Annotated in this window: 12 protein-coding genes; 2 read left to right on the forward strand and 10 right to left on the reverse strand. The window is 62.6% G+C overall.

The annotated features are described in order from the left end of the window. Positions 1–109: 109 nt before the first annotated feature. Entirely contained in the window at positions 110–820 is a 711-nt protein-coding gene (locus F8K16_RS07560) for a hypothetical protein (protein ID WP_294948901.1), read from the reverse strand. Between the two features lie 70 nt (positions 821–890). On the opposite strand from F8K16_RS07560, the gene F8K16_RS07565 reads away from it, so the two are divergent. Further along, complete coding sequence (locus F8K16_RS07565) at positions 891–1,100, forward strand: DUF2905 domain-containing protein (protein WP_294948904.1); 210 nt, start codon at positions 891–893, stop codon at positions 1,098–1,100. Positions 1,101–1,143: 43 nt separating this feature from the next. On the opposite strand, the gene F8K16_RS07570 is transcribed toward F8K16_RS07565, so the two are convergent. The 3 genes from F8K16_RS07570 to F8K16_RS07580 are packed head-to-tail and all read right to left on the reverse strand — an operon-like array spanning position 1,144 to position 2,975. Further along, positions 1,144–1,593 (reverse strand): hypothetical protein, encoded by a 450-nt coding sequence (locus F8K16_RS07570; RefSeq protein ID WP_294948906.1) that lies wholly within the window; start codon positions 1,591–1,593, stop codon positions 1,144–1,146. An 18-nt stretch (positions 1,594–1,611) separates the two neighbouring features. After that, on the reverse strand, positions 1,612–2,583 hold the full coding sequence (locus F8K16_RS07575; protein WP_294948909.1) for a S49 family peptidase: 972 nt from the start codon (positions 2,581–2,583) through the stop codon (positions 1,612–1,614). Further along, positions 2,580–2,975 carry a helix-turn-helix transcriptional regulator gene (locus F8K16_RS07580; RefSeq protein WP_294948911.1) on the reverse strand — a complete coding sequence of 132 codons (396 nt, stop codon included), beginning with the start codon at positions 2,973–2,975 and terminating at the stop codon, positions 2,580–2,582. Before F8K16_RS07580 ends, F8K16_RS07575 begins: the two co-directional genes overlap by 4 nt. A gap of 98 nt (positions 2,976–3,073) precedes the next feature. Between F8K16_RS07580 and F8K16_RS07585 the strand changes: the two genes are divergently transcribed. Further along, positions 3,074–3,592, forward strand: coding sequence for a hypothetical protein (locus tag F8K16_RS07585; RefSeq protein ID WP_294948913.1), 519 nt, complete (start codon positions 3,074–3,076; stop codon positions 3,590–3,592). A 37-nt stretch (positions 3,593–3,629) separates the two neighbouring features. Here the strand turns inward: F8K16_RS07585 and F8K16_RS07590 are convergent, their stop codons facing one another. The 6 genes from F8K16_RS07590 to F8K16_RS07615 form a co-directional block, all read right to left on the reverse strand. Further along, positions 3,630–5,906, reverse strand: coding sequence for a diguanylate cyclase (locus tag F8K16_RS07590; RefSeq protein WP_294948915.1), 2,277 nt, complete (start codon positions 5,904–5,906; stop codon positions 3,630–3,632). 137 nt (positions 5,907–6,043) lie between these two features. Continuing rightward, positions 6,044–7,390: a glutathione-disulfide reductase gene (gorA, locus tag F8K16_RS07595; RefSeq protein ID WP_294948918.1), complete on the reverse strand. Its 1,347-nt coding sequence runs from the start codon at positions 7,388–7,390 to the stop codon at positions 6,044–6,046. A gap of 189 nt (positions 7,391–7,579) precedes the next feature. Further along, positions 7,580–8,323 carry a glutathione peroxidase gene (locus F8K16_RS07600; RefSeq protein ID WP_294948921.1) on the reverse strand — a complete coding sequence of 248 codons (744 nt, stop codon included), beginning with the start codon at positions 8,321–8,323 and terminating at the stop codon, positions 7,580–7,582. Positions 8,324–8,443: 120 nt separating this feature from the next. Further along, a complete protein-coding gene (rmuC, locus tag F8K16_RS07605) occupies positions 8,444–9,931 on the reverse strand; it encodes a DNA recombination protein RmuC (RefSeq protein ID WP_294948923.1) in 1,488 nt (495 codons plus the stop codon). A gap of 15 nt (positions 9,932–9,946) precedes the next feature. Continuing rightward, positions 9,947–10,399, reverse strand: coding sequence for a hypothetical protein (locus tag F8K16_RS07610; protein ID WP_294948926.1), 453 nt, complete (start codon positions 10,397–10,399; stop codon positions 9,947–9,949). A gap of 9 nt (positions 10,400–10,408) precedes the next feature. Beyond that, positions 10,409–10,910 (reverse strand): NAD(P)/FAD-dependent oxidoreductase (locus F8K16_RS07615; protein ID WP_294948928.1); only part of this gene is annotated, 502 nt, incomplete at its 5' end.

The following is a 10,910-nucleotide window of genomic DNA, read 5'->3' on the forward strand; positions in this document are numbered from 1 at the left end:
AGCCGCATTGTGCTGGACCTGCGTACCCGTGGTGGCCTGAGCGTCACCGAGATCGCCGAGGTGCGCGGCCTGACGCCGGTTCAGGTGGAAAAGCTGCTGGCGGCGCTGCTCAACAGGCCTCCAGCGCCCGCAGGAAACGGTTGCGCACCGCAGCCAGCAGCTTTTCCACCTGTGCCGGCGTCAGGCCGCGTACCTCGGCGATCTCGGTGACGCTCAGGCCACCGCGGGTACGCAGGTCCAGCACAATGCGGCTGAGCGTCGGCAGGTTCTGATAGGTGACTGCCAGCGCCTCACGACCGGCCCGGCTGGCCAATGCCTCGCGCGGCAGGTCCAGCACTTCCACCAGCTCCTGCTCGAAGCCTTCGTCCAGCAGCCACACTTTCGTCCGCTCATCGTCCAGGTGATAGCTGATGTCATCCAGATCCTCAACGAACACCACCTCGCCATCGGCGTCGGCGGTGATGTGCTCCTCCAGCGTCTTCAGCTCCTGCTCGGCCAGCTGCTCGATGGACAGATCGCCGCGGTGCCGCCGGAACTCCTCGATCACCTCGTCCAGCTTCTTATCGGCCAAGGTGAACAGCAGCGTGCGCAGTTTCTGCTCATCAAGGCGGCTGGCATCAAACTGCTCGAACACGGTCAGATAGACCTCGTCCACAATGTCCAGCGCCGACACCTCGCCCTTGGGCACCCAACCCTTGCGCACCGCCGTGCGCAGACGGTTGGCCACATAGCGCTTCAGCTGCGGCAGAAATTCGGTCAGCGCCTGCTTGAAGCCTTCCCTGTCAGCCCGTTCGTGGTGTTTCTTCAGTGTTTCCAGCATGGTGCGCCCTCCTTGAAAGTTTCAGTTTCGGCTACAGTGTTTATGGGGGTGACTGACGGAGGTTCAAAGCATGGGCAAGGTAATTTTTCTCGTGGGTCTGGCGCTGATGGTCATCGGCGCGGTGCTGATGTGGGCGCCGGGACTGTTCGGCTGGTTCGGCAGGCTGCCCGGCGACATCGACATCACCAGCGGCAACACACGCATCTTCATCCCGCTGACCTCCATGATCGTGGTCAGCGTGGCGCTGACGCTGCTGCTCAATCTGTTTCTGCGCCGGTGAGTTCAGCCAGAAATTAATCTTTATAGTCACCCCTTCTTGGTCATCACAGCGACTCTGAAATACCCAGCTGCTCGGCCAGCCATGAGGCAACCTCGATGCCAAGCCAGCCGCCGATGTATCCCACAATCATGGCCACAATGGAGATGGCCAGCGCCATGACGGCAATCACATACAGGTGGTAGGCGACCATCACGCCATGAGATGGTTTTTGGTTGAGTTCCGTCTCATAGACCTGTTCGCCAGCCCGCCAAGCCTCCTTACGCATCTTCAGCCAGATCCACGCCATCAGAGCGAAGAAGATGGTGGCAAATCCCAGCATGCCCGGGAAGCGGCCGCCCATCATGATGGTCATCAGCCCGAAGGTGGCTGTGGCGAAGAAGATCGCCTGTGTCGGTCTTGAGTCACGTGAAAAGCGCTCCCAGCCTTTCTGCCAGGACGCCTCCAGCTCTTTCCATTTGTCGTCTTTTTGATTGTTCATGGGCATCAGGCTCATGGGTATCCTCCTGTTTGATTATTGCATGGACGGCATATCCGTTGTGGAAACGGGTGCGGATTGCTGTTCTGTCATGAGTGAGAACAGCGGCCGCAGCATTTCGACAAGGCGTTCGTTCGCAGCTGTCTTCATCAGCGCCTCGTACCATGGGCGTTTCACCTCGAAGCGTCGGATGTTCTCCGTGCCAAACTCCTTCTCGGCTATCTGGTATACATCACCGATGCCGTCGATGAGCCCTCGCTTCCGGGCGCCATCAGCCAGCCACACCATGCCTGTAAACAGAAGGGGGTCATCCTCTTTCAGCTTGCCCTTTCTCCCTTCTCTCACTGTTTCGATAAACACCTGGTGGGTACGCTCGAGTACCTGTTCGCGGAAGTATTCTCGACCTTCCCGATCTTCCGGTCCGAAGGGATTGATGAACGCCTTGTGCTCACCGGCGTACATGGAGCGGTTCTCGATGCCCAGCTTCCGCATCAGCCCGGTAAAGCCAAAGGTATCCAACCGCACCCCGATGGAGCCGATGATTGAGGTGCGGTTAGCGTAGATCTTGTCGGCCGATACGGCAATGTAGTAGCAGCCGGAGGCGCAGATGTCTTCGATGACCGCAATGACCGGCTTTCCGTTCTTCTCTGCCAGGCGCCGGATCTGTCGATTGATCAGATCCGCCTGCGCTGGCGCACCACCCGGTGAGTTCATGCGCAGAATGACACCCTTGCTGTGTTCGTCCTCGAACGCAGCCTTCAGGACAGGGTAAAGCTTTTTCGAGCTGTTGTTGGTTCCGGGCAGGATTTCACCTGCGATGTCGACCACTGCCACAAATTCCTCTTTATCCCTGTTGAAGGCGTTGGGAATCATGGCAATGCCCAGCATGACCAGCATGTAGGCCACAATTGCCCCGTAGAAGATGTTGCGCCACATCTTGGAGCGCTTATCGGCCTTGACCCATTCCCGGGCGACCCGGGACAGCTCGGAAAACTGATGTTCGTTCATGAGCCCTCCTCTGCATTCCTTGCTTTCTTGCCTGCTTCATTGTTGAGTTCACGGAGTTCATGGGCCAGATCGAGGAGCAGGTAACGCTGATGCTCCGGCAGCTGGGCAGCCACCCTGGCCAACGCTGCGCTGGCATCGTCCAGCTCATCTGGCACTGGCCTGCTGCTTTCCCTGTCGGCTGCCAGAAAGTACTCAATGGGGCGACCGAAGTAGCGGGCGATATCCAGCATGCGCGAGCAGGGGGGCAGGGTCAGCCCCTTGGTATAGTTCTGCATTGATCCCACGGACAAACCCAGGTCTCGGGCCACCTGGGCGGCGCTGAGGTTGCGTGTCTTGATCGCCTGGCGTAACCTTTTCCGAAAGGTTTCGCGGATTTCTTTGCTGTCTGTCATGCTAATGGATGCCGGTTGTTATTATTTTAACTATATGTGTTATAATAATAACACAGTAAGTGCAAAGATGTAAGAGGCATAGTGTGATGCTATATATAATGCACGTCGGTGATCCAGTAAAAACAGTGCGTCGCCGCTTGCTCATCTGGGAGAGATTAGAACCCTTTAATGTTCTGATCCTGTTCGCCTGGATCCTCTGGCCATTCAAGATTCTTCTGTCTTTCCTGTTTTTCAACCGGATCTTCGGTGCCTTGCTGCTGATGCCGGCAATGATTGTGTTCATGGCCGTGGTGATCCACGTAATCCGATACTACATTCTCGGAGTGGGGTTTGAGGTGGGGCAGATGGGCATGTTCGAGGTGGTTGCTGGTTTCGTTCTGGCCGGTGTGATCGCCGTGGTGCCGGCGTGGCTGTCTGCCCGGGTGATTTTCCGGGACGACCTGTTTCCCAAGCACATCAGGCGTCTTGTCAAGGGACGGGCACACCAGGGAGGCAGCATGGTGCGGCCTATTGGTGATCGTATGCACCGTGTGGCCTACGCCTCTGCATACTATGGCTACCTGGCTTTACAGTACGGCCTTGCCCTGATGGTCGCCGCCTTCTTGCTGACCTTATAAAGTATGCAAACTACCATAAAAATGGTGTCTTCACTGCTCAATCTGTTTCTGCGCGGCTAGGGCGGGGACAGTCACTCTTGACCTGATTGCGCCCCGCCTGCTTGGCCGCATACAGCAGCTCGTCGGCACGGCGCACCATCTGCGCCGGCGATTCGCCCAGCCGGTAGCAGGTCAGCCCCAAGCTGATGGTCACCGGCGGCAGAGCTTCATCCGCCAGAAACGCCCGCTCCACCTCACGACGGAGCTTTTCCGCCAGTCGCCTTGCACTGTCGGGATGAATGCCCGGGCAGACCAGCACGAACTCCTCACCACCCCAGCGCACCAGCAGGTCGCCCTCGCGCACATGGGCGCGCACCGTGTGTACCAGCTTCTTCAGCACCTCGTCGCCCACTGCATGGCCCCAAGTGTCGTTGATCTGCTTGAAGTGATCCAGATCGAACATCAGCAGGCACAGCCCGGCACCGGTCCGGTCCGCCAGTTCGATGAGCGTTTCGATACGGTCGGCAAAGCCCTTGCGGTTGAGCGCGCCTGTGAGCGGGTCATGTTCCGCCTGCCATGAAGCGGAGCGGGCCTGCCGCCGCAGGTGGTAGATGCGCCAGCCCGCCAGCGCGATCAGCAGCAGTGCCGACACCCCGCCTCCGACCCACAGCCAGCGCTGCCACCAGGGGCTTTCCGGCAGCAGCAGGTAGCGGGCCTTGATGCGCGCCAGCGCCTCCGGCGGCATGAGCGCAATGGCCTGATTGAGCTCCCCCACCAGCTGCGGGTGATTGAGCGACACCGCCATGCGGATGGGATACTCCAGATCGGTGACGCCGCTGATGACCAGATTGCCGGTACCCGCCCGGGCCAGCATGTACTGGGCCACCGGCCCCAGCGCAAGGGTCGCATCCGCCTCGCCCCGGGCCACCGCCATGAAGGCGCTGTAGGTGTCCCGAGTGGGCACGATGTGAATGGCAGGATAGCGCGCCCGCAGCAGGTCGATCAGCGCCGAACCCTGCTGCCGGGCCACACGCCGACCGCTCAGGTCAGACAGACCTGAGATGTAGGGGGCGTCCCGACGGGTAATGATGACGAACGGAAAACTCAGGTAGGGCCGGGTGAACAGCATCTGCCCCGCCCGCTGCGGGGTCTGCACGGCCTCCACCAGCAGATCGCAGCGGCCATTGCGGAAGTGCTCCAGCGCCATCTGCCATGTGGGGGATGCCACATGCTCCAGCCGATACTGAGGCAGGTAGTGGGTGAACAGCCACTGCACCACATCCACCGCCATGCCCCGTGGCGCACCGTCCGGGTCCACATAGTCGATGGGCATCCAGCCCGGGTCATTGCAGTAGCGCAGGGTCTGACGGCTGCCGACACTGCCGCCTTTCGGCGGCCAGACCATCTGGTCAAGCCGGGCCAGATTGTTCACCAGCCCCGTGCTCAGCAGTGTCTCCGCCACCCGCCGCAGCCGGGCGCGGTCCACCTGCCCCACCGGATAGACCCCGGGCATGATCAGCTGGCGCACCAGATAGGACTCCAGCACCAGATCCCCGCGCGTCTTGTGCTGCTCGTTCCAGTTGGCCAGGATCGTCTCCACCAGCTCCAGCGGATGCGCCAGGGCGTATTCCCAGCCCCGCCGTGTCGCGTCCAGAAAGGCGCGCACCTGTTCCGGATGACGCTCGACGAAATCCCGTCGGGCGAAAAGATTGTCATCCATGCCCTCAATGCCGAACATCCACGGTTCGATGACATTGAAAGGGACCCCCTCCGCCTTCAGACGCACCGGCTCGTTGCTCACATAGGCGGGAATGGCGTCCAGCTCCCCGCGGCGGAAAGCCGCCAGCATGGCATTGGGCCCCTTGATCACATACTTCGGCTGTACATTGAAGGTGCGCAGCAGCGCCGTCAGCACCGAAGCCTGCCGCTTGTCATGGGTCATGCCGATGCGGCGCCCGTTGAGATCCGTGGGCATGTGAATGTCCGGCTTCACCACGAAGATGGACGCCGGGCGCTTGAAGTAGTTGGCCAGCAGCACCAGCCGGTCGTCCTGCAGCGCCGCGGCGATGCCCCGGGTGTTGCTGAGCGCAAAGGTCACCTCGCCCCGGCGCAGGCGGGCGATGGGCGACAGACTGCCACTTTTGAGCGACTGGAGCGTGACCACCAGACCGGCCTGCTGATAGTAGCCCTGCTGCAGCGCCGCATAGAAACCGGCGTATTCGAACTGATGCTTCCAGTGAAACTGAACGATGATCGGGAAGGGTTTTTCCGTCTGTGCATGTCCCCCTGCGGCAAAAACGCACAACAGCACAAGGGACAGCAGACGTGCAACCATGAACATGCACCCGTGACAGTCAGGGTCAGTTCTGATACTACACCCGGTGTGGTGGAAAAAATAATTAAATCTTTTTAATTTCGCATAAATGAAAACAGCCCCGGTCGGGGCTGTTCATGCGCCGGCCATGCGCCCGCTCAGCGCATGGTCACCAGCTCTTCGGACGAGGTGGGGTGGATGGCGATGGTGGCGTCCAGATCCGCCTTGGTGGCACCCATGCGCAGGGCGACGGCGAAGCCCTGCAGCATCTCGTCCACCGCATCCCCCGCCATGTGGATGCCCACCACCTTCTCTTCCTCGCCCACGCACACCAGCTTGAGCGCCGTCTTCGGCTGGTGTTTCGTGAAGGCAAAGCGCATGGGCGTGAACACGCTCTGGTAGACCTTCACCGCATCACCATGCTGCTGGCGGGCGTCCTCCTCGCTCAGCCCCACGGTGCCCACCGGCGGGTGGGCGAACACCACGGTGGGGATCTGGCTCAGATCCAGCTTCAGATCCGGCTCATTGTTGTAGAGACGGCGCGACAGATAGCGCCCGGCGCGGATGGCCACCGGCGTCAGCTGCGGGAAGCCGGCCGCCGCGTCACCGATGGCGTAGATATTGGCCACGCCGGTGTGCTGCCATTCATCCACGGGAATGAAGCCGCGCTCGGTGGTGATGCCCACACTCTCCAGCCCGAGCTTTTCGGTCAGCGGCCGGCGGCCCACCGCCCAGATCACCTGATCGAAGCCGGCGAGCGTCTTCTCCTCGCCCACCACGGACAGGGTGCCATCCGGCGCCTTCTCCAGCTTCTGCACGCGGAAGGGCATCTCCAGCCGCACGCCGTCGTTCTGCAGATTGGTCTTCACCTGTTCCTTCAGCATGTCGTCGAACCGGGGCACCGGCTCGGCCATGATGTCCACCAGCGTCACCTCGGTGCCCAGCGCCCGGAACACGCCCGCCAGCTCCACGCCGATGTAGCCGGCACCGATGATGGCCACATTCTTCGGCTGCTCGGTCAGGCGGAAGAAACCGTCGGAGGTGATGCCCAGTTCGGCGCCCTCCACCGGCGGCACCACGGGCGTGGCCCCCGGCGCCAGCACGATGGTCTCGGCGGTGTAGCGACGACCGTCCACCTCCACGGTGTGCTCGTCCACCAGCCGGCCCCAGCCCTGCAGCACGTCAACGCCCAGATCCTTCAGGTAGCCTGCATACCAGTCATTGATCATCTTCACGTAGTTCTGGCGCTTTTCCACCAGCGTGGCCCAGTCGAAACCCTTCAGTTCCACGTCGAAGCCGAAATCGGGCGCATCGTGGATGGCGGCGGCGATCTGGGCGCCGAACCACATCACCTTCTTGGGCACGCAGCCCACGTTGACGCAGGTGCCGCCCAGATGCTGCGCCTCCACCACCGCCACCTTCCTGCCGAACTCGGCGGCTTTCTCCACCGCCGACAGCCCGCCGGAGCCGGCGCCGATGGCGATCATGTCGTAATCGTAAGCCATGGTGTGTTCCCCTTTTTCAATCTGGCAAATGAAGCCATTCTACCCCCTTGCCTGCGGGACGAAAAAGGCCCCGCACGACGGGGCCTCCCCTGATTCTGGCGGGTGCCGCCGCCGCGCGCCGCCGGCGCGGCGGAAAACCGCCTGCTGAAACCGTAAAAACACCTGCAGGACGGCTTTCCCGACAGCGGCTCACTTGTGGGTGTGCAGCCACTGCTCCAGATCGTCCGCCCCGCCGATGTGGGCGCCGTCGATGAACACCTGCGGCACGGTGTCCCGACCGGTGGCGGCACGCAGCGCGCGGGAGCTGACGCCGCCCTTGGCGACCGGAATCTCCTCGTAGTAGATGCCGGCCTCCTCCAGCATGGCCTTGGCGCGGGCGCAGAAGGGGCAGCCCGCCTTGGTGAACAGGGTGGCCACCTTGGGACGCGGGGTGCCGGGCGCAATATAGTCCAGCATGGTGTCGGCGTCGGACACTTCGAACGGGTCGCCCGGCACTTCAGGCTCGATGAACATCTTCTCAATCACCCCGTCCTTCACCAGCATGGAATAGCGCCAGCTGCGCATGCCGAAGCCCAGATCGGACTTGTCCACCAGCATGCCCATGCCGGCGGTGAACTCACCGTTGCCGTCGGGCACCATGGTGATGTTTTCCGCTTCCTGATCCTCGGCCCAGGCGTTCATGACGAAGGTGTCGTTGACGCTGATGCAGAGGATGTCGTCCACGCCGTGCTGCCGGAACAGCGGCGCCAGCTCGTTGTAGCGCGGCAGGTGACTGGACGAACAGGTGGGCGTGAACGCACCCGGCAGGGCAAAGGCCACCACCGTCTTGCCCTTGAACAGATCATCCGTGGTCACGTTGACCCACTGATTGTCGCGGCGCACCCGAAAGGTCACCTGAGGAACACGCTGTCCTTCCCGATTCTCCAAAGCCATGTCAGCCTCCTTTTACTATCGTTGACCTGATTTTGATTGCTTTTTGCAATCGGTTCAGGCGCGATTATAGGGGCTGACAATTGATTGTCAATAGCTATTGTTAATTATTTTTTGATAGCCTCAATCTTCTTTTTCAGGGTCCGGTTTGGAAGGCAGACGGTCGATGCGCGCCAGCGCCTCGGGTGACAGGGACTTTTTGACCCGGCCCGACAGATCGCCGATACGGTGGATTTTCGATACGATGCCGCCACGGCCCTGCAGACGGGTATCGGCGGTCTCCCACGACCTGGCCGCCTGATCGATATGGCGACGGATGTCGTCGAAGGCCTTCATGAAGCCGGCGAACTTCTCATGCAGCCTGCCGGCCTCCTGCAGCAGGTCGGCCACCCGCTCGTCCTGATGGGCCAGCTTCCACAGGTGGGCCACCGTCTTCAGCGTCACCAGCAGGGTGGGTGGCGTCACCAGCGCCACCCCCTTGCCGAAGGCGTATTCCTGCAGGTGGGGATCCGCCTCCAGCGCCATCAGGTAGGCGCCCTCGATGGGCACGAACATGAGGGTGAATTCCGGCGCCCCGAGCCCGTCGATCTGGTGGTAGGCCTTGTCGGCCAGCGTGTCGATGTGGCGGCGCACGCTCTCCACATGGGCCTTGATCAGCCGACTGCGCGCCTTTTCATCCTCCACCGCCAGCGCCTCGGAATAGGCGGTCAGCGACACCTTGGCGTCCACCACGATGTGCTTGCCCTCCGGCAGGCGGATGAGCACATCCGGGCGCTGGCGCCCATCCTCGGTGCTGAAGCTGGCCTCGCGCACGAATTCCTCGCCCTCCCGCAGGCCGGCGGCCTCCAGCAGGCGCTCCAGCACCTGTTCGCCCCAGTTGCCCTGCGCCTTGCTGTCGTGGCGCAGCGCCTTCGCCAGCGCCTCGGCCTCCTTTGACAGGGCCTCGTTGAGCTGCCTGAGCTGTTTGAGCTCCCCCTGCAGCTGACCGATGCCCTGAGCCTGCTGCTGGTGCACCTCATCAAGCCGTCTGCGGAACTGCTCCAGCTGATCCCGCCACGGCCGCACCAGGCTCTCCAGCTGCTCGCGGCTGCGGCTGCTGAACTGGCGCTGCTTCTCCTCGAACAGGCGATTGGAGAGGTTCTCGAACTCCGCCTTCAACTGGGCGCGCGCCTCCTCCAGCAGCTTGAGCTTGTCCTCATACTGACCGGCCTGCTCCTCCAGCCGTGCCTTCAGCTCCCCTTCGCTGGCGGAGAGCTGACGCACCTTCTGCCGCATCTCCTCCAGCGCCTGCTGCGCCTCGGCCAGCTGGGTGCGCACCGCCTCCAGCTCCCCCAGCTTTTCCGCCTGTTCCCGCAGGGTGCGCTGCAGCCGGGCGTTCTCCTCACGCACCTCGGCCAGCGCATCCTGCGCCGTGCCCAGCTGCTCCATCAGCGTGGTGCGTTCCACCTTCAGCTCGGCCAGCTCCAGCCGCAGGGCGTCCTTCTCCTGCTTGAGGGTGGCGTTCTCCGCCACGGCGGCATCCGCCCGCTTCTTCTCGAAGCGCCACAGGGACAGCCCCACGGCTGCCCCCACCACCAGCAGAATGGCGACAATGGCGATCAGTTCCGGCATGTTCCCGTCCTCCCGTCAATGCAACGGTGCGTTCTGCAGGGCGCGCATGAAGGGCTCCAGCGCCCCCTGCGCCTCGGCGTGTTTCATCAGGATGGCCAGCAGCGCCTGATCTTCCTGCCGGCTGGCCATGCGCGCCGCCAGCTGAATGTCGTGGTCGGTGACGCCACCCTCATAGGCCTTCAGTTCCAGCAGCGCCGCCAGCGCGCCCGGATTCTCCATCAGCACCGCCGCATGCAGCGGCTTGACCGGCGCGCCCTCGGCATCCTCCCCCACCGGCGCGGTGGGCGAGACAAAATAGTTCTGCACCAGCTCCAGCAGGGTCCAGTAGTTCATCTCCGGCTCCGCCCGGCTCTCCAGCGCATGCAGGAACAGGTCCTTCGGGTCCTGCCCGTGACGCTGCACCAGCGTCTGCACCATCATGGCGAAAGGCTCTCGGTTTTTCGGGTCGAAGTTCAGCAGGTTGCTCATGCGTCCATCCTATGCAAAGGTTCCGGCGGCGTGACCGCTGCTCCACGCCCATTGAAAGTTGTAGCCGCCCAGCTGGCCGGTGATGTCCACCACCTCGCCGACGAAGAACAGGCCGGGCACCTCACGGGCCATCATGGTGCGGCCGGAGAGCGCCTCGGTCGCCACGCCGCCGAGGGTCACCTCGGCCCGATCATAGCCGGCGGTGGCCTCCGGCCACAGGGTCCAGCGGGGCATGTTCGACGCCAGCTGACGCACCGCCGCGTCGGTCAGCGTATCCAGCCGCTCGGGCCAGTTTTCCCGTGCGATCCACACCTGCGCGAACCGACGCGGCAGGCGCCGTTTGAGCCAGGCGTGGAGACTTCGCCCCTGCCGCTTGAGCACCAGCAGCGTCTCCTCCAGCGCCTCGCCCGGAAACAGGTTCAGCTCGACGGGCCGCCCTTCCCGCCACACATTGGAAATCTGCAGAATGCCCGGCCCGCTCAGGCCGAAGTGGGTCAGCAGCACCGGCTCC

The sequence above is a fragment of the Sulfurivirga sp. genome, assembly GCF_015490265.1.
Classification (GTDB): Bacteria; Pseudomonadota; Gammaproteobacteria; order Thiomicrospirales; family Thiomicrospiraceae; genus Sulfurivirga.

Coding starts and splice junctions, on each gene's coding strand:
- F8K16_RS07560 (WP_294948901.1), bottom strand. CDS start 820: ATGCTGGAAACACTGAAGAAACACCACGAACGGGCTGACAGGGAAGGC.
- F8K16_RS07565 (WP_294948904.1), top strand. CDS start 891: ATGGGCAAGGTAATTTTTCTCGTGGGTCTGGCGCTGATGGTCATCGGC.
- F8K16_RS07570 (WP_294948906.1), bottom strand. CDS start 1,593: ATGAGCCTGATGCCCATGAACAATCAAAAAGACGACAAATGGAAAGAG.
- F8K16_RS07575 (WP_294948909.1), bottom strand. CDS start 2,583: ATGAACGAACATCAGTTTTCCGAGCTGTCCCGGGTCGCCCGGGAATGG.
- F8K16_RS07580 (WP_294948911.1), bottom strand. CDS start 2,975: ATGACAGACAGCAAAGAAATCCGCGAAACCTTTCGGAAAAGGTTACGC.
- F8K16_RS07585 (WP_294948913.1), top strand. CDS start 3,074: ATGCACGTCGGTGATCCAGTAAAAACAGTGCGTCGCCGCTTGCTCATC.
- F8K16_RS07590 (WP_294948915.1), bottom strand. CDS start 5,906: ATGGTTGCACGTCTGCTGTCCCTTGTGCTGTTGTGCGTTTTTGCCGCA.
- gorA (WP_294948918.1), bottom strand. CDS start 7,390: ATGGCTTACGATTACGACATGATCGCCATCGGCGCCGGCTCCGGCGGG.
- F8K16_RS07600 (WP_294948921.1), bottom strand. CDS start 8,323: ATGGCTTTGGAGAATCGGGAAGGACAGCGTGTTCCTCAGGTGACCTTT.
- rmuC (WP_294948923.1), bottom strand. CDS start 9,931: ATGCCGGAACTGATCGCCATTGTCGCCATTCTGCTGGTGGTGGGGGCA.
- F8K16_RS07610 (WP_294948926.1), bottom strand. CDS start 10,399: ATGAGCAACCTGCTGAACTTCGACCCGAAAAACCGAGAGCCTTTCGCC.